Origin of the sequence: Burkholderia sp. Ac-20349, from assembly GCF_017104865.1 — a bacterium.
GTDB classification, from domain to species: Bacteria; Pseudomonadota; Gammaproteobacteria; order Burkholderiales; family Burkholderiaceae; genus Burkholderia; species Burkholderia aenigmatica.
This window is the reverse complement of record NZ_JAAGPM010000052.1, coordinates 35,232-52,220: the sequence shown is the minus strand read 5'-3', so window position 1 is coordinate 52,220 and position 16,989 is coordinate 35,232. Positions and strand designations below refer to the sequence as shown.

The window sequence follows — 16,989 nt, the reverse complement described above, 5'->3', positions numbered from 1 at the left end:
TGTGCTCCTCCGATCTCGTCCGCCGCCGCGCCGGCCGAACGTGCAGCACATGCGCCGGCGCCGCCCGAAGACGAGCCGGCTGCGGCCGGGACGAACGGCCCGGCGCAGCCCGGCCCGCGCGACGCTCAGTAGATCACGACGGGTGCCGGCCGGTAGTACACGGGCCGTGCCGGCACGACGATGCACCCGGCCAGCGTGATCGCGACGAGCGCGATGGCGATTGCGGTTCGTTTCATCGCTCGCCTCCATCATGCCCAGTGACCACGGGTCCAGAACCAGTTCGGACCGCGCTGGTCCCAATGGCCCGGCACCCATTGCATGCCGACGCGCTCGGCTTCCCAGTGGCCGCCGATCCACACGTAGCGGCCATGATCCCAGTGCCAGTGCCCGCGATCCCATACGTAGCCCACGCGCGTGGCCGGCACGACCTCGTAGCGCACCGGCGGCGGCGCATTCGGCGCGACCACGACGATTTCCTCGGTGCGCACGGCGACCGGCTCGGCGACGACCACGCGGCCCTGCGGTGCGATCACGGGCGTGCCGACGAGAATCTCGTCCGCACGTGCGGCAAGCGGCGCGACGACGGCTGACAGGCTCGCGGCAAGCAGTGCGAGCGAAACGATACGACGTTGAACGATAGAGACAGCCATCACAAACTCCTGGTTGAACAAGTTACGCGAGCGTATTCGTTCAATGCGGGAGGTGCGGTTACGGCCGACAGACGCCTTGTTACGGCGTGCCCGAAAGTGCAACAGGGCGTAAGACGCGCACGGCGGCGAGTGCCGCCGTGCGGAGGGATACCGGCAAGCGTCAGGCTTGCGGGATCTCGATCTTCACTTCGAGGACTTCGAGATCGTCCTGGCGCTCGAGGCTCACGCGGATGTCATCGTTCGAAATATGGACGTACTTCGAGATGACCGCGACCAGCTCTTTCTGCAGCGCCGGCAGGTAATCGGCCGGCGGCCGGCCGCCGACGCGCTCGTGCGCGATGATGAGCTGCAGGCGCTCCTTCGCGACCGATGCGGACTTCTTCTTCTCGCCGAGGAGAAACGAAAGGATGGACATGGTCGGCCTCCGTTACTTGCTGCCGAAGAGGCGCTGCAGCAGGCCCGGCTTCTGGTAGTCGGTGAAACGCAGCGGCTTGTCTTCGCCGAGGAAGCGCGCGACGACGTCCTTGTACGCTTCCGCCACGTCGGTGCCATCGATATGCACGGCCGGCAGGCCCTGATTCGATGCATGCAGCACGGCTTCCGACTCGGGCACCACGCCGATCAGCTTGATGCGCAGGATCTCGCTGATGTCCTCGAGCGACAGCATCTCGCCTTCGCTGACGCGCTTCGGGCTATAACGCGTGATCAGCAGGTGTTCCTTGATCGGATCCTTGCCTTCGGTCGCGCGCTTCGTCTTCGACGACAGGATGCCGAGAATGCGGTCCGAGTCGCGCACCGACGACACTTCCGGGTTCGTGACGATCAGCGCTTCGTCCGCGAAGTACATCGCGTGCAGCGCGCCTGCCTCGATACCGGCCGGCGAATCGCAGACGATGTAGTCGAAGTCCATCGCGACGAGGTCGTTCAGCACCTTCTCGACGCCGTCACGCGTCAGCGCATCCTTGTCGCGGGTTTGCGACGCCGGCAGGATGAACAGGTTCTCGCACTTCTTGTCCTTGATCAGCGCCTGGTTCAGGTTCGCTTCGCCCTGGATCACGTTCACGAGGTCGTACACGACGCGGCGCTCGCAGCCCATGATGAGATCGAGGTTGCGCAGGCCGACGTCGAAGTCGATCACGGCCGTCTTGTGGCCGCGCAGCGCGAGACCGGACGCAAAGCTCGCGCTCGTCGTCGTCTTGCCCACGCCGCCCTTGCCCGAGGTCACCACGATGATTTTTGCCATTTACCCAATACCCTGTGTTCGTCAATGAGAGCCGATCGATCCGGAGCGCACCGCGTGGATTACGTCAGGCGCAGCGGTTCGATCATCAGTTTTTCCTCTTCGAGCCGGATCTGCACCGATTTGCCCAGTACTTCGGCGGGCAGCGGGTTCTCGGTTGTTCGATAGATACCCGCGATCGAAATCAGTTCCGGCTCCAGACACGTGCAGAAAATGCGCGCGTCGTGATTGCCGTGCACGCCCGCGAGTGCGCGGCCACGCAACGGCGCGTAGATGTGGATATTGCCTTCCGCGATGATCTCCGCACCGTGACTGACCGGCGCGAGCACCACGAGGTCTCCTTTCGCGTAAATCTGCTGCCCCGAACGCAACGGCCGGTCGATCACGAGCGTCTGGCCCCCCGCGTGCAACAACGTCGGCGCGGGCTCCTGCGCCAGTTCGACTGCCCGAGCGGCGGCGGCTTCGACGACGGGCGCCGGCGCCGGCTCCGCTTCGTCGGCGTGCTTTGCGGCCGGCGCACGGCGATCGCGCGCTTCGAGCAACGGCAGGCCGGCTTCCCCCGCCCAGCCCTGCGTTGCCAGCGCGACGACACCCACCGGGCGCATCCGCACGTCGTTCAGCATCTGGCGGATGTCCGCCAGCGCGACGCGTTCGCCGTCAGCCAGGCGGCGGACGTCGATCGCGACGACATCGTCGGCGAAAAACTCGGGAGTCGCTTCGAAGCGCTTGACCAGTTCGGTACGCAACGCGTCGAGATCGGTCGTCTTCACGGTGAACAGCAACGTATCGACCGATCCGCTGCGCAGCTCGAAGAATGGCGATTTTTTAAGCGACATGGACACTCTGCAAAAATTTTTTGCGTATTTTACAGGCGTCCACGCGCGCGGCCATTATTTTTGGGGAGCCGGGTGGTGGTGGCCCGGGCGGGCGCACAACCGGCAGGCGGGCAGGCAGCGGGCGACCGGACCTTCATCGCGCCGTGCGGCCCGCGTTCTGACGTCGCGTCAGTGCTTCACCTGCGACACGTACAGCGATTTCATCGCGCCCGGCATCCGCGCAATCGGCGCGTGTTCGCCGGTGTTGCCGAAACCCGCACGCTCGTAGAAGCGGATCGCGTTGCGGTTCGCATCGGCAATCCATGCGTAGACATCCTGGGCGCCGCGCTCGGCGAGCCAGGCGGTGGCCGTCTCCAGCAGCAGCACGCCGCCGCGCAGATGGCGCACCGCGTGCGCGACCCACAGCTCGCTGACGAACGCGCGCCGATCGGGCGTATTGTCGAAATACGCGCCGATCATGCCGGCCGGATGGCCTTCGGTATACAGCAGGAAAGTCGTCGATTCGTCGGACACGGCGCGCTGCGCGGCAATCGCCGACGCTGCGTCCGCTTCGACGTTCAGCAATTCGGCCTCCGGCGCTTCGCCGGGCGCGTAGGGCTCGCGCAGCGATGCGGCGCGGAGTTCGCGATACACGCCGCCCTGGTCGGCAACGATACGACGAACGGTCAAGGTCGAACTCATGCAGGCACAGCCCCCTTCGGACAGCAAGCTATTAGCTTCAACCGAAAGCGGGGCATGAGTCAAATCGTTATTTTCAAATGGCAGCGCGAATTGAAAGGCGGCGGGGGCCGCCAGCTGTCTTGCGAGCAGCCAATGTGCAGGTGCAGCATCGCCACGTCGATGCGTGCGTCAGGACGACGGCCATGACCGCTTCGTTCGACGCATGTCGCCAGTCGCCTTATGGCATGAGGCAATCGCCTGCCGGAGCTTGCGGACTTCATCGCGGAAGCCGTAACGATCCGTAATACTTGTAACCCCGAAAGCAGGCGTCGCGGGGACTCGCCGCGTTCCGCATATTGCATCGCAACATTTGTTGTGAGCCTGCAGCGTCGACACCCGAACGCGTCACGGCACCCGATCCGTCTGACAAATCTGCCGCCCGCGCGGGTCGATCCGGCGTTCCCCGCATGTTTCAATCAGCGTGCGCGGCCCCTTCCCTGCCTGCGCCGTGCGCCCCCCTCCGTTTGGAGCCACGCGCCTAGCGCCGGAGTTTGGCAAGCGTGCGCATGGGTCGTATAACAGGCAGAACCGGGTGACGATCCGGTAGAACCGCGCGTGCGTCGCGGACCAACGAGAATTCGAACAACCGGACAGGCGGCCGCCCTCGGGCCGGCCGGCAGGAGGGAGACAATGGCAATGACCGACGGATCGGCTTCGGGCTGGTCGGATGGCAAGCGTTACCTGTGGCTGCTCGGCGCTCTGACGATCACGCTGCCGATTCTCGCCGCCCAGCTCGCGCTGTCGACGGGCCTGCACGTGTTCTGGTGGTTCGGCCCGCTGTTCGCGTTCGGCGTGATCCCGATCCTCGACACGCTGATCGGCGACGATCGCGACAACCCGCCCGAGGCGGTCGTGCCGCACCTCGAACGGGAGCGCTATTACCGGCTGATCGTCTATCTCGCGACCTTCGTCGAATACGTCGCGTTCTTCGTGTGCGTCTGGATCGTCGGCACCCACGCGCTCGCCTGGTACGACTACGTCGGCTTCGCGCTGTCGCTCGGCGCCGCGACGGGCATCTCGATCAATACCGCGCACGAGCTCGGGCACAAGACCAACCGCTTCGAGCGCTGGCTCGCGAAGATCACGCTCGCGCCGGTCGCCTACGGCCACTTCTACGTCGAGCACAACCGCGGCCACCACGTGCGTGTCGCGACGGCCGAGGATCCGGCGAGCGCGCGCTACGGCGAATCGTTCTGGGCGTTCCTGCCGCGCACCGTGACCGGCAGCATCCGCTCGGCGTGGCGGCTCGAGAAGGCCCGCCTCGAACGGCTCGGGCATTCGCCGTGGACCTGGCGCAACGAGGTGCTGCACGCATGGGCGATGACCGTCGTCGTGTGGGGCATCGCGATCGCGATGGCCGGCAAGGTCGTGATCCCGTTCCTCGTGATCCAGGCCGTCTACGGGGCGTCGCTGCTCGAAGTCGTGAACTACGTCGAACACTACGGGCTCGGCCGCCGCAAGCTGCCGAGCGGCCGCTACGAACGCTGCACGCCGCAGCATTCGTGGAACAGCAATCACGTCGTCACCAACCTGTTCCTGTACCAGTTGCAGCGGCACGCCGACCATCACGCGAATCCGACACGCTCGTACCAGGCGCTGCGCCACTTCGACGATTCGCCGCAACTGCCGGCCGGCTACGCGACGATGATCCTGTTCGCGTACGTGCCGCCGCTCTGGTATCGCGTGATGAATCCGCGTGTCGTCGCGCACTACGGCGGCGACATGGCGCAATCGAACATCAAGCCGTCGATCCGCGCCCGGGTGCTCGCGCAATATCCGGCCGCGGCGTGATCGCGGGGGACGGGCCGGTGTTAGCCGGCGCCGGCGCGCGGCCCAAGGCCAACGCCACGCCGCCCCCCCGGTTCCGTTTCAGTCCGGCGCGACGGCGCCGCCGTCAGGCCATTTCCGGCAGCCTGAACACGGCCACCGCGTGCCGCAGCGCGCTCGCCTGCTCGGCCAGTGCCTGCGTCGCAGCCGACGCCTGCTCGACGAGCGCCGCGTTGCGCTGCGTCGCTTCGTCCATCTGCGTCACCGCGATGTTCACCTGCTGGATGCCGCCGCTCTGCTCCTGCGACGCGGACGAGATCTCGCCGACGATCGTCGTGACGCGCTGCACCGCGCCGACGATCTCGTGAATCGATTCGCCCGCACGGCCGATCAGCACCGCGCCCTCGTCGACCCGCCGCGTCGACTGCTCGATGAGCCCCTTGATCTCCTTCGCGGCGGCGGCACTGCGCTGCGCAAGCGTCCGCACTTCCGCCGCGACAACCGCGAAGCCGCGCCCCTGTTCGCCCGCACGCGCGGCCTCGACCGCTGCGTTCAGCGCGAGGATGTTGGTCTGGAACGCGATGCCGTCGATCACCGCGATGATTTCGCCGACCTTCGCCGAGCTGTCGGCGATACCGTTCATCGTGCCGACGGCATCCGTCATCACGCCGCCGCCTGCCGCCGCGATGTTCGACGCGTCACGTGCCAGTTGCGCCGCGTGCTGCGCGTGCTCGGCCGACTGGCGGACGATGCCCGTGAGTTCGGTCATGCTCGCGGCCGTCTCCTCGAGCGACGCGGCCTGCGCCTCGGTACGCGCCGACAGGTCATGATTGCCCGACGCGATCTGGGCGCTCGCCGTCGCGACGGCTTCGGCGTGCGTACGCACTTCGAGCACGACACCCGACAGGCTCGCCTGCATCGTCTGCAACGCGCGCAGCAGGTCGGCGATCTCGTCGCGGCCAGCTGCATCGACGTCGCGCGTCAGGTCGCCTTCGGCGACGGCCTGCGCGCACGCCACCGCGCGGTCGAGCGGACGCAGGATCGCGCGGCTGAACAGGAACGCGCCCACCATCGCGACGCCGAGCACGACCAGCATCAGCACGAGGCTCGCAGTGGTGGCGTGCTGCGCGTCGCGGCTCGCCTGCGCCGATACGGCGGCACTCTCGTCGGCGATCGACTTCGCGGCCCGCTCCAGCAGCGCCGCGGGTTCGCGGTCGACGCCCGCCACGGCGGCATCGCCGGCCGACGGTTCGAATCCGGCAGCCTTGAACGCGTCGAACCCGCGCCGGTAGCCCTCGCCCATCGCCGTGTGCGCGCGCATGAACTGCTCGACGAGCGAGCGGCTCTCGCCGGGCGGCAACTGGTGAACGAGCTGCGCGGCGAGCGTATCGACCGTCCGCTCGCGCGTCTGGAACGCCTGCCAGTACCGGTCGAGCTTGTCGGGCTGCTTGCCGCGCAGCAGCGTGTCCTTCCATTCCTGCACCTGCAGCTTGAATTGCACGAGCGTGGCCGACACGAGCCGTTCGTCGCCGACGTTCGTCTGCACGTCTTCGGCAAACGTATCGATCGACCGATTGAGAATGTGGATACCGTACAGCGCGCCACCGAACATCAGCAGCAGCGCGATAGCGAATGCGAGGGGAATCTTGTAGCTCAGCTTCATGGAACCTTGAATCGACGGGGAACGATGCGGTCCGGCACGGGCGCCGGCCGCCGCCTCGTGTTAACGGCGCAGGAAGCGCGGGCTTAAAGCTGAAGAAAGCGGGGGAGACTGGATACGCGCGACAAGACCGGCCAGTCCGATCAGGTCGGATGCGTCGCGCGGCCCGGCGGTCGCGGCCCTGCGCGGGCACGCCACTCAGCGGCGCACGACGACGAACGACGCGGATGCGAGTACGAACAGCGCCATGCCCGTCAGGACTTTCGAGACTCGGTTGTTCGTCAGGGAGACGCGGTGTGTGCCATTCGGCGCCGCTGTATCGAAGACGCGGCACGATCATGCACGCGGTGGGCGCTGCGGCATCAGCACGATCCGGATTGCCGACGGTCAAGCTGTTGCCACTGCAACGGCTTGCGATACGACGCACGCGCCGCGCGCCCAAAACGAAAAACCCCTTGATCCTTCCGGATCAAGGGGCTTCGTATTTTGGCGGAGAGGGTGGGATTCGAACCCACGGTACGGGGAAACCGTACGCCTGATTTCGAGTCAGGTACATTCGACCACTCTGCCACCTCTCCTTCCTTACTGCATTTCGCGGTTGGTCGTTTCCGCGAAAGAAAAGATTATAGAACGTTCTCTTCGAAACCCACAAGCCCTTTTTGCAAATATTTTTACGAGAGCACCAAGGGCTTGCAGGCGCGCGATCTTACGACGCCTTCACGGGCGCGTCGATGCGCTCGATGCCACCCATGTACGGACGCAGCACGTCCGGCACCGTGACCGAGCCGTCCGCGTTCTGGTAGTTCTCCAGCACCGCGACGAGCGTACGGCCGACGGCGAGACCCGAACCGTTCAGCGTATGCACGAGCTCGGGCTTGCCCTGCGCGTTGCGGAAACGCGCCTGCATCCGGCGCGCCTGGAACGCTTCGGTGTTCGAGCAGCTCGAGATCTCGCGGTAGGTGTTCTGCGCAGGCAGCCACACCTCGAGGTCGAACGTCTTCGCGGCCGAGAAGCCCATGTCGCCCGTGCACAGCGTGATCACGCGGTACGGCAGGCCGAGCTTCTGCAGGATCGCTTCCGCATGGCCGACCATTTCGTCGAGCGCCGCGTACGACGCTTCCGGCGCAACGACCTGCACCATCTCGACCTTGTCGAACTGGTGCTGGCGGATCATCCCGCGCGTGTCGCGGCCGTACGAACCGGCTTCCGAGCGGAAGCACGGGGAATGCGCGGTCAGCTTGATCGGCAGCGCGGATGCATCGACGATCGACTCGCGCACGGTGTTCGTCAACGAGATTTCCGACGTGGAGATCAGGTATTGCGTGACCTTGTTCTCCTCGCCGCCCTTCTCGACGCGGAACATGTCGTCCGCGAACTTCGGCAGCTGGCCCGTGCCGTACAGGATCTCGGGGTTCACGATGTACGGCGTATACGTTTCGGTATAGCCGTGCTGCAGCGTGTGCGTATCGATCATGAACTGCGCAAGCGCGCGGTGCAGGCGCGCGATCGAGCCGCGCAGCATCGTGAAGCGCGCGCCGGCGAGCTTCGCGCCGGTCTCGAAATCGAGGCCGAGCGGCGTGCCGACGTCGACGTGATCCTTCACCTCGAAATCGAACTGGCGCGGCGTGCCCCAGCGGCGCACTTCGACGTTGTCGGCTTCGTCCTTGCCGACCGGCACGCTTTCGTGCGCGATGTTCGGCATGCCCAGCATCAGGTCGGACAGGCGCGCCTGGATTTCGCCGAGCTTGGCTTCTCCCGCCTTCATTTCGTCGCCGATCCCGCCGACCTCGGCCATCACGGCCGACGTGTCCTCGCCCTTCCCCTTCATCGCGCCGATCTGCTTCGACAGGCTGTTACGGCGCGCCTGGAGCTCTTCGGTGCGGGTCTGGATCGCGCGGCGTTCCGCTTCGAGGGCGGAGAACGCGGCGATGTCGAGGGTGTAGCCGCGATCGGCGAGGCGCTGGGCGACGCCGTCGAGGTCTTTGCGCAGCAACTGGATGTCGAGCATGGGAGGACTTGGAGAATCGTTGTGTAAGACGGGAATTCTAACGCACCGCGGGGCCGCCACGGCACTGGCCGGACGGACAATGCTGCAAACGGGCGATGACCGGGGTGCGACGGCCATGGCAGTATCGCATTGCCGGTCCGCCCGTCGGCACCCGCCGAATCGCGCGGCATCGACGCGCGGCGGATCGCGAAACATCCGTGTGCGCCTGCCGCAGTGCATCGAGCGAGGCACCCGCCACCCGTCACAGCTACTCAAGGAACCCGATGGCCATCGAACTGGACAAGGACGTACGCGACCGCGCGATCGCGTCGCTGCAACGCTATTTCACGGAAAACATGGACGAGCCGATCGGCAATATCCAGGCCGGCGCACTACTGCACTTCTTCGTCGAGGAAATCGCGCCCGCGATCTACAACCTCGCGATCGCCGATGCGCAGCAGAGCCTGCACGCCCGCGTCACCGAACTCGACATCGAGTGCCATCAGGAGCCGTTCGGCTACTGGAAGAAACAGCCGGCCCGCAAGCGCTGACACACTCGCGGCGGCGCCGGCCTCACCGGGCCGCGCGCGCCCGTCAGTCCTTCTTGCCTGCCTCGCGGTCGAGTTCGCGCAGCCACGCGAGCTTGTCGGCGATCTTCGATTCGAGCCCGCGCGGCACCGGCTTGTACCAGCGCGGTTCGCGTATCCCGTCCGGCAGGTACGTCTCGCCGGCCGCATACGCATTCGGCTCGTCGTGCGCGTAACGGTAGGCATGACCGTAGCCGAGTTCCTTCATCAGCTTGGTCGGCGCGTTGCGCAGATGCACGGGCACCTCGCGCGACTTGTCCTGCTTCACGAACGCCATCGCCTGGTTGAACGCGTTGTAGCCTGCGTTGCTCTTCGCTGCGCACGCGAGATAGATCACCGCCTGCCCGAGCGCGAGTTCGCCTTCCGGCGAGCCGAGCCGCTCGTAGGTTTCGGCCGCGTCGTTCGCCATCTGCAGCGCGCGCGGATCGGCAAGGCCGATGTCTTCCCACGCCATCCGCACGATCCGCCGCGCGAGATACTTCGGATCCGCGCCGCCGTCGATCATCCGGCAGAACCAGTACAGCGCGCCGTCCGGGCTCGAACCGCGCACCGACTTGTGCAGCGCCGAAATCTGGTCGTAGAAGTTGTCGCCGCCCTTGTCGAAGCGCCGCGCGTTCAGCGTCATCGCGCTGCTGACGAACTCGGCATCGATCGTCGCGACGCCGGCTGACGTGGCGGCCGTCTGCGCCTGCTCGAGCAGGTTCAGGAAGCGCCGCGCATCGCCGTCCGCGTAGCCGACCAGCGTATCGATCGCCTTGTCGTCGAACGCGAGGCCGTCGAGCGCGATTTCCTGTGCGCGCTTCAGCAGTTGGCGCATCTCGTCGTCGTTCAGCGACTTCAGCACGTACACCTGCGCACGCGACAGCAGTGCCGAATTGACCTCGAAGCTCGGGTTCTCGGTCGTCGCGCCGATGAAGGTCACGAGCCCCGACTCGACGAACGGCAGCAACGCGTCCTGCTGGCCCTTGTTGAAGCGGTGGATTTCGTCGACGAACAGGATCGTGTGGCGGCCGGTGCGGTTCAGCGTGTCCTTCGCCTGCTCCATCGACTCGCGGATGTCCTTCACGCCGCCGAGCACCGCCGACAGCGCGATGAACTCGCAGTCGAACGCGAGCGCGGTGAGCCGCGCGAGCGTCGTCTTGCCGACGCCGGGCGGCCCCCACAGGATCATCGAATGCGGCTTGCCCGATTCGAACGCGAGCCGCAGCGGCTTGCCTTCGCCCAGCAAATGCGTCTGGCCGATCACCTCGGCGAGCGTCTTCGGCCGCAGCGACTCGGCGAGCGGCCGGCGCGGCTCGACTTGAAACAGGTCGGACATGAACCCTCGCTCCACTTCAAACGGTAGCGGCCGAACGCGGCCGCCGGACCCGACATTATGACAGCCGCGCGAAAGCCCCGCCGCGCCTGGTGCCCGTATCCGGTGCCCGCGCCTGGTGCCCGCGCCCGGAAACAAAACGGGCCTGCCGTCGCCGGCAGGCCCGTTGCGGGAGCGCGGCGCGCGGCGCGCGGCGCCGGTCAGCCGGTAATCACGTCCGCGCCCTTCGGCACAACGAACTTGAACGTATCGCCCTTCAGCGGCGGATTGGTCTGGATGTTCGTAAACGTCAGCAGCGTGACGTTGCCGAACACGTCGTGCAGCTCCATCGCGGCGAGCGTGCCGTTCTTGAAGCCGATGCCGATCCGCTGGAACTGCGTGTCCTGCGCCTTCGGCAGCATCTCGAGCCATTCGATGCCGCCCTTCTCGCCGGCATCGCGCAGCGTGTAGTTCTTCTCGAGATCGTTGCTGCCGAACAGGATCGCGGCCGGGCTCGCGCCCAGTGCACCGTTCAGCTTGCGCTCGGTGACCTGGTTCAGGTCGCGGTCGTACACGTAGAGCTTCTCGCCGTCGGCCTGCAGCACCTGCTGGTACGGCTTCTGGTACGTCCAGATGAACTTGCCCGGACGCGCGAACACGAACGTGCCGCTCGAATTGTCGGTGGGCTTCGGCACGGCCTGCACGGCGCTCGCGCCCTTCGACGGTGCCTTGACGATCTGCTGCGTGAAGTCGCCCTTCGCCGAACGCACCTGCGACACGAACGCCTTCAGTTGCTCGGTGCCGCCCGCGAACGCGTGCGTCGCCGCGAGCATCAGCGATGCGCCGGCGAGCGCCGCGCCGAGCCAGCGCCGCGTCGAACGAAGGGACATTGCGAACGAATGTTGCTGCATATTGCGGTTTTCTCCCTGGATGGCCGGCGCTGCGAGCGCCGCGGACTCATTCCGCGTCGCGCGCCGGCACAAGAATTTCGCGGTTGCCGCTCGACGACATCGCCGACACGAGCCCCGACTGCTCCATCTGCTCGAGCAGCCGCGCCGCGCGGTTATAGCCGATCCGCAAGTGGCGCTGCACGAGCGAGATCGACGCGCGGCGGTTCTTGACGACGATCTCGACCGCCTGGTCGTACAGCGGATCAGACTCGTCGCCGCCTTCGCCGGTTCCCGCGCCGGCCGAGCCCTCGTCGCCGTCGGCGGTGCCGCCTTCGAGCAGGCCCTCGACGTAGTTCGGCTCGCCCTGCTCCTTGAGCTTCTCGACGACACGGTGCACTTCGTCGTCCGCGACGAACGCGCCGTGCACCCGCACCGGCAGCCCGGTGCCCGGCGCCAGGTACAGCATGTCGCCCATCCCGAGCAGCGATTCGGCGCCCATCTGGTCGAGAATCGTGCGCGAGTCGATCTTCGACGACACCTGGAACGCGATCCGGGTCGGCACGTTGGCCTTGATGAGGCCGGTGATCACGTCGACCGACGGTCGCTGCGTGGCAAGGATCAGGTGGATACCGGCCGCGCGCGCCTTCTGCGCGATCCGCGCGATCAGTTCCTCGACCTTCTTGCCGACGACCATCATCAGGTCGGCCAGCTCGTCGATCACGACGACGATGTTCGGCAGGCGGCCAAGCGGCTCCGGATCTTCCGGCGTCAGGCTGAACGGATTCGGCAGCTTCTCTTCGCGCTTCGCGGCCTCGTCGATCTTGTTGTTGTAGCCGGCCAGGTTGCGCACGCCGAGCTTGCTCATCAGCTTGTAGCGGCGCTCCATCTCCGCGACCGTCCAGTTCAGCGCGTGGCCGGCCTGGCGCATGTCGGTGACGACCGGGCACAGCAGGTGCGGAATGCCTTCGTAGACGCTCATTTCGAGCATCTTCGGATCGATCAGGATCAGGCGTACCTGGTCGGCGGTCGCTTTATACAGCAGCGACAGGATCATCGCGTTGATCCCGACCGACTTGCCCGAACCGGTCGTGCCGGCGACCAGCAGGTGCGGCATCTTCCCGAGATCGGCGCACACCGGCTTGCCGCCGATGTCCTTGCCGAGGCTCAGCGTCAGCGCCGACGACGCGGCCGCATAGACTTCGGAGCCGATGATCTCGGACAGGTGCACCGTCTGGCGGCGCTGGTTCGGCAGTTCGAGCGCCATGTAGTTCTTGCCGGGGATCGTCTCGACGACGCGGATCGACACGAGCGACAGCGAACGCGCGAGATCCTTCGCGAGGTTGACGATCTGGCTGCCCTTCACGCCGGTGGCCGGTTCGATCTCGTAGCGCGTGACGACCGGGCCCGGATACGCGGCGACGACGCTCGCCTCGACGCCGAAGTCCTTCAGCTTCTTCTCGATCAGGCGCGACGTGAATTCGAGCGTGTCGGCGGAAATCGCCTCCTGCGCCTTCGGCGCGGGATCGAGCAGCGACACCGCCGGCAGCGTCGAATCGCCCGGCAGGTCGGTGAAGAGCGGCACCTGGCGCTCGCGCTCGACGCGCTCGGACTTCACCGGCGTGACGACCGGCGGCACGATCGTCACGGGCTCGTGATCCTCGATGCGCACACGCTCCTCCTCGACCTTGCCCTCGCGACGCACGGCCGCGGCCTCGCCGAGCTTGCGGTCGCGCTCGGCCTCGCGGCGCAGCTTCGCGACATTGACGGCGGACAGGATCGCGCCGCCGACGCGCTCGGCGACCGACAGCCACGAGAAGCGGAAATACAGCGACAGGCCGATCGCCAGCGCGATCAGCAGCAGCAGCGTGCCGCCCGTGAAGCCGAACGCATGCGACATCGCACCCGCGACGGCCTCGCCGACGACGCCGCCCGGCGCGCGCGGCAGTTGCACCTTCAGCGACCACATGCGCAGCGCCTCGATGCCGTCGCACGCCAGCACGACGAGCACGAACGCGAGGATTTCGGTGAGCCAGCCGATCGGCCGCTCGGGTTCGTCCGCGACCGCCTCGTGGCGCGTGATGCGGCGATAGTTGACGGCGATGCGCCGCGCGAGCGGCACGATCAGCCAGTAGGCCGACAGGCCGAACAGCAGCAGGATGATGTCGGCCGTCCACGCGCCGACGCGGCCGGCCCAGTTCGAGATGTGGTCCACCTGGGCGGCGTGCGTCCAGCTCGGATCGCGCCGGCTGTAGCTCAGCAGGGCCATCACCAGAAATGCGCAGAGCGCGACCTGGAGAATCCAGCGGATCTCCGTGAGGAGCTTCGACATCCGGTGCGGCAACGCCTGTGCCTGGGCGGAATAAGGAGCTTTTGCCATGAATCCGTATAAAGAGGACGGGCCGTGCGCCCGCCTGTCGTTCGATCCCGCTTATTGTAAACGCTGCACCGGGCCGCCAAGTGTAAATGACGGTTACATAAGAGGGCCGGGGTACGGCCGGCCCCGCGGACGCGCTCCGCAGCGGCCCTTTCACCCTGGTCCGGCCGGCCGTCGGGCACCGCTGCTGCGCCGCCCCGAACCGGCGCCCCGCCCTGCCGCACCCGTGCGGCAACGCGTCGCCGCGCGCCCCGCCCGCCTCGCGTGCGCGGCCGTTGCGCCGCCCGACACTATCGCCTCGATTGAAACTCTCGTTCGGCAGCGCAGCAACGGGGCCTTTATAATGCGCGTCTGATACCCATCTATGACGGCATCCCGGTCAACCCGGATCGTACGGCGAGCCCCACCCCGCCCGCCGCGGCCGCCTTTTACGGATTCGCACATGTCCACGCCCAAACACGCCAAAGTCCTGATTCTCGGTTCCGGCCCCGCCGGCTACACGGCTGCCGTCTACGCAGCACGCGCCAACCTGTCCCCGGTGCTGATCACCGGCATCGCGCAGGGCGGCCAGCTGATGACCACGACCGATGTCGAAAACTGGCCGGCTGACGCGAAAGGCGTGCAGGGTCCGGAGCTGATGGCGCGCTTCCTCGAGCACGCAGAGCGCTTCAACACCGAAATCATCTTCGATCACATCCACACCGCGAAGCTGCACGAGCAGCCGATCCGCCTGATCGGCGACTCGGGCGAATACACGTGCGACTCGCTGATCATCGCGACCGGCGCGTCCGCGCAGTATCTCGGCCTGCCGTCCGAAGAATTGTTCATGGGCAAGGGCGTGTCGGCCTGCGCGACCTGCGACGGCTTCTTCTATCGCGGCCAGGAAGTCGCCGTGATCGGCGGCGGCAACACGGCCGTCGAGGAAGCGCTCTACCTGACGGGCATCGCGAAGAAGGTCACGGTGATCCACCGCCGCGACAAGTTCCGCGCGGAACCGATCCTGATCGACCGCCTGCTGGAGAAGGAAAAGGAAGGCGCCGTCGTGATCAAGTGGGATCACGTGCTCGACGAAGTGACGGGCGAGGATTCGGGCGTCACGGGCCTGCGCATCAAGAACGTGAAGACCGGCGCGACGGAAGATCTCGCCGTGCAGGGCGTGTTCGTCGCGATCGGCCACAAGCCGAACACGGACCTGTTCCAGGGCCAGCTCGAGATGAAGGACGGCTACATCCTGACGAAGAGCGGCCTGCACGGCAACGCCACGTCGACGAGCGTCGCGGGTGTGTTCGCCGCGGGCGACGTGCAGGACAACGTGTACCGCCAGGCGATCACCAGCGCCGGCACGGGCTGCATGGCCGCGCTCGACGCGCAGCGCTACCTCGAAAGCCTGCACGACAAGAAGTAAGCCGCGAGACCTGCCGCGCCGGGCGCTACAATGGCGTCCGCTGCCGCGAAGCGGGTCTGGCCGGACAAGCCGCTGCCGCCGTGCAGCGGCTTTTTTTTGCCCGCGCGCCCGAACGCGCCTGCCCTGCGTACCGAATCATGGCGAAGAACCAGCCCCATCCGAGCGATCCCGCGAAGCGGCAGATCGCCGCCCGTCCCGCGAACCCCGCGCCCGTCGCGCCGGCGCCCGCGCCCGATCCCGCCGCGTTGCGCGGCCAGGGGCTCGCCGGCCTCGGCGCGCTACGCGCGAACCTGAAGGGCGAAGCCGAGCGCCGCGAGCGCAACCGCGTCGAAACCGCGAAGGCCGAGCGCAAGGCGGAAGCGGACGCGAACCTGTTCCGCAACGAGATCGGCACGATCCAGCCGCTCAATGCGCCGCCGCGCGCGGCGGCCGGCCGCACGCCACCGGACCCGGTGCCGAAGCAGACGCAGCGCGACGAGGAAGCCGTGCTGAACGCGACGTTGTCCGACGAATTCGATCCCGAGACGCTGCTCGACAGCGACGACTCGCTGTACTACCACCGCCCCGGCATCAGCCGCGACGTGGTGCGCAAGCTGCGCAGCGGCGCGTGGATCGTGCAGGCGCAGATCGACCTGCACGGGATGCGGCGCGACGAGGCGCGCGATGCACTCGCCGAATTCATCCGCGAAGCCGGCAAGAAGGGGCTGCGCTGCCTGCGCGTGATCCACGGCAAGGGGCTCGGTTCGATCGGCAAGGAGCCCGTGCTGAAAGGCAAGGTGCGCGCGTGGCTCGTGCAGAAGGAAGAGGTGATCGCGTTCTGCGAGGCGCGCGGCAACGATGGCGGCGCCGGCGCGGTGCTGGTGCTGCTGCAGCCGTTCGCGGCGCCGGGCGACCGGGGGCCGCGTGCCGCATCCTAGGCTGACGCTCGCGATCGCGATACTGGAGGCGATCGCCACGCTGGCCTTTGCGATCTCGGGTTTCATCGAGGCGCGCAAGAACCGTCTCGACTCGGTCGGCACGTTCGTGGTGGCGCTCGCCACCGCGTTCGGCGGCGGCACGCTGCGCGACATCCTGCTCGAGCGCCGGCCGTTCTACTGGGTCGTGCACGACGACTACGTGATCGTGATCTTCGTGCTCGCATTGTTCGCGCCGTTCGTGCTGCGGATGCTGTCGCGGCTGTCGGCCGAGCGATTGCTGCTCGTCGCCGATGCGATCGGGCTCGGGATCTTCAGCATTTCGGGCACGGCGATCGCGCTCGACGCCGAGATGCCGCGTTTCATCGCGGTGATGATGGGCGTGATCACGGGCGTGGTCGGCGGGATCATCCGCGACGTGCTGTGCAACGACATCCCGCTGATCCTGCGCGATTCGCGGCCGTATGCGACCTGCGCGTTCGTCGGCTGCTGGTTCTACCTGCTGCTCGTGTGGCTGCAGTTCGATTCCGTCTACAGCGTGCTGCTCGCGACCGGCTTCATCCTCGTCGCGCGGCTCGCGACGTTCAAGTTCGACGTGCGGCTGCCGCACTGATTGTCGCCGCGGCATCGACCGTCGCGCCAAAACAAAGGGGCCGTCCGAAGAC

The 16,989-nt window shown here is 66.9% G+C and carries 15 protein-coding genes and 1 tRNA gene; 5 read left to right on the top strand and 11 right to left on the bottom strand.

What is annotated here, in order from left to right:
- Positions 1–248: 248 nt before the first annotated feature.
- From G3N61_RS18700 to G3N61_RS18680, 5 genes are all read right to left on the bottom strand, one after another.
- Positions 249–650, bottom strand: coding sequence for a YXWGXW repeat-containing protein (locus tag G3N61_RS18700; RefSeq protein ID WP_089450097.1), 402 nt, complete (start codon positions 648–650; stop codon positions 249–251).
- A 160-nt stretch (positions 651–810) separates the two neighbouring features.
- A complete protein-coding gene (minE, locus tag G3N61_RS18695; RefSeq protein ID WP_006486661.1) occupies positions 811–1,065 on the bottom strand; it encodes a cell division topological specificity factor MinE in 255 nt (84 codons plus the stop codon).
- 12 nt (positions 1,066–1,077) lie between these two features.
- Complete coding sequence (gene minD / locus G3N61_RS18690; protein WP_043181745.1) at positions 1,078–1,893, bottom strand: septum site-determining protein MinD; 816 nt, start codon at positions 1,891–1,893, stop codon at positions 1,078–1,080.
- 59 nt (positions 1,894–1,952) lie between these two features.
- On the bottom strand, positions 1,953–2,726 hold the full coding sequence (gene minC / locus G3N61_RS18685) for a septum site-determining protein MinC (RefSeq protein ID WP_043181744.1): 774 nt from the start codon (positions 2,724–2,726) through the stop codon (positions 1,953–1,955).
- A 168-nt stretch (positions 2,727–2,894) separates the two neighbouring features.
- Positions 2,895–3,536 carry a GNAT family N-acetyltransferase gene (locus G3N61_RS18680; RefSeq protein ID WP_241017805.1) on the bottom strand — a complete coding sequence of 214 codons (642 nt, stop codon included), beginning with the start codon at positions 3,534–3,536 and terminating at the stop codon, positions 2,895–2,897.
- A gap of 540 nt (positions 3,537–4,076) precedes the next feature.
- Between G3N61_RS18680 and G3N61_RS18675 the strand changes: the two genes are divergently transcribed.
- A complete protein-coding gene (locus tag G3N61_RS18675; protein ID WP_205823272.1) occupies positions 4,077–5,237 on the top strand; it encodes an alkane 1-monooxygenase in 1,161 nt (386 codons plus the stop codon).
- A 103-nt stretch (positions 5,238–5,340) separates the two neighbouring features.
- Here G3N61_RS18675 and G3N61_RS18670 read toward each other — a convergent pair whose 3' ends face one another.
- The 3 genes from G3N61_RS18670 to serS all read right to left on the bottom strand — a co-directional run bounded on the left by G3N61_RS18670 (position 5,341) and on the right by serS (position 8,881).
- Positions 5,341–6,876 (bottom strand): methyl-accepting chemotaxis protein, encoded by a 1,536-nt coding sequence (locus tag G3N61_RS18670; RefSeq protein WP_205823271.1) that lies wholly within the window; start codon positions 6,874–6,876, stop codon positions 5,341–5,343.
- A 484-nt stretch (positions 6,877–7,360) separates the two neighbouring features.
- A tRNA-Ser gene (locus G3N61_RS18665) sits at positions 7,361–7,451 on the bottom strand.
- Between the two features lie 128 nt (positions 7,452–7,579).
- The gene (gene serS / locus G3N61_RS18660; RefSeq protein WP_043181736.1) at positions 7,580–8,881 is read right to left on the bottom strand and encodes a serine--tRNA ligase; all 1,302 of its coding nucleotides are present in this window, start codon (positions 8,879–8,881) and stop codon (positions 7,580–7,582) included.
- A 263-nt stretch (positions 8,882–9,144) separates the two neighbouring features.
- Here serS and G3N61_RS18655 point away from each other — a divergent pair, with 263 nt between their 5' ends.
- On the top strand, positions 9,145–9,411 hold the full coding sequence (locus G3N61_RS18655; RefSeq protein ID WP_011351259.1) for a DUF2164 domain-containing protein: 267 nt from the start codon (positions 9,145–9,147) through the stop codon (positions 9,409–9,411).
- Between the two features lie 43 nt (positions 9,412–9,454).
- Here the strand turns inward: G3N61_RS18655 and G3N61_RS18650 are convergent, their stop codons facing one another.
- From G3N61_RS18650 to G3N61_RS18640, 3 genes are all read right to left on the bottom strand, one after another.
- Positions 9,455–10,765, bottom strand: a complete 1,311-nt coding sequence (locus G3N61_RS18650) for a replication-associated recombination protein A (RefSeq protein ID WP_043181735.1) — start codon at positions 10,763–10,765, stop codon at positions 9,455–9,457.
- A 197-nt stretch (positions 10,766–10,962) separates the two neighbouring features.
- On the bottom strand, positions 10,963–11,652 hold the full coding sequence (gene lolA, locus G3N61_RS18645; protein ID WP_043181732.1) for an outer membrane lipoprotein chaperone LolA: 690 nt from the start codon (positions 11,650–11,652) through the stop codon (positions 10,963–10,965).
- A gap of 46 nt (positions 11,653–11,698) precedes the next feature.
- The gene (locus G3N61_RS18640; RefSeq protein WP_205823270.1) at positions 11,699–14,008 is read right to left on the bottom strand and encodes a DNA translocase FtsK; all 2,310 of its coding nucleotides are present in this window, start codon (positions 14,006–14,008) and stop codon (positions 11,699–11,701) included.
- Positions 14,009–14,447: 439 nt separating this feature from the next.
- On the opposite strand from G3N61_RS18640, the gene trxB reads away from it, so the two are divergent.
- From trxB to G3N61_RS18625, 3 genes are all read left to right on the top strand, one after another.
- Entirely contained in the window at positions 14,448–15,410 is a 963-nt protein-coding gene (gene trxB / locus G3N61_RS18635) for a thioredoxin-disulfide reductase (RefSeq protein ID WP_041492769.1), read from the top strand.
- 137 nt (positions 15,411–15,547) lie between these two features.
- Entirely contained in the window at positions 15,548–16,327 is a 780-nt protein-coding gene (locus tag G3N61_RS18630) for a Smr/MutS family protein (RefSeq protein ID WP_205823269.1), read from the top strand.
- Positions 16,314–16,937 carry a trimeric intracellular cation channel family protein gene (locus G3N61_RS18625; RefSeq protein ID WP_043183085.1) on the top strand — a complete coding sequence of 208 codons (624 nt, stop codon included), beginning with the start codon at positions 16,314–16,316 and terminating at the stop codon, positions 16,935–16,937. The genes G3N61_RS18630 and G3N61_RS18625 overlap by 14 nt, the downstream gene beginning before the upstream one ends.
- Positions 16,938–16,989: the final 52 nt, after the last annotated feature.

Coding starts and splice junctions, on each gene's coding strand:
- G3N61_RS18700 (WP_089450097.1), bottom strand. CDS start 650: ATGGCTGTCTCTATCGTTCAACGTCGTATCGTTTCGCTCGCACTGCTT.
- minD (WP_043181745.1), bottom strand. CDS start 1,893: ATGGCAAAAATCATCGTGGTGACCTCGGGCAAGGGCGGCGTGGGCAAG.
- G3N61_RS18675 (WP_205823272.1), top strand. CDS start 4,077: ATGGCAATGACCGACGGATCGGCTTCGGGCTGGTCGGATGGCAAGCGT.
- G3N61_RS18655 (WP_011351259.1), top strand. CDS start 9,145: ATGGCCATCGAACTGGACAAGGACGTACGCGACCGCGCGATCGCGTCG.
- G3N61_RS18650 (WP_043181735.1), bottom strand. CDS start 10,765: ATGTCCGACCTGTTTCAAGTCGAGCCGCGCCGGCCGCTCGCCGAGTCG.
- trxB (WP_041492769.1), top strand. CDS start 14,448: ATGTCCACGCCCAAACACGCCAAAGTCCTGATTCTCGGTTCCGGCCCC.
- minC (WP_043181744.1), bottom strand. CDS start 2,726: ATGTCGCTTAAAAAATCGCCATTCTTCGAGCTGCGCAGCGGATCGGTC.
- G3N61_RS18670 (WP_205823271.1), bottom strand. CDS start 6,876: ATGAAGCTGAGCTACAAGATTCCCCTCGCATTCGCTATCGCGCTGCTG.
- G3N61_RS18640 (WP_205823270.1), bottom strand. CDS start 14,008: ATGGCAAAAGCTCCTTATTCCGCCCAGGCACAGGCGTTGCCGCACCGG.
- minE (WP_006486661.1), bottom strand. CDS start 1,065: ATGTCCATCCTTTCGTTTCTCCTCGGCGAGAAGAAGAAGTCCGCATCG.
- serS (WP_043181736.1), bottom strand. CDS start 8,881: ATGCTCGACATCCAGTTGCTGCGCAAAGACCTCGACGGCGTCGCCCAG.
- lolA (WP_043181732.1), bottom strand. CDS start 11,652: ATGCAGCAACATTCGTTCGCAATGTCCCTTCGTTCGACGCGGCGCTGG.
- G3N61_RS18630 (WP_205823269.1), top strand. CDS start 15,548: ATGGCGAAGAACCAGCCCCATCCGAGCGATCCCGCGAAGCGGCAGATC.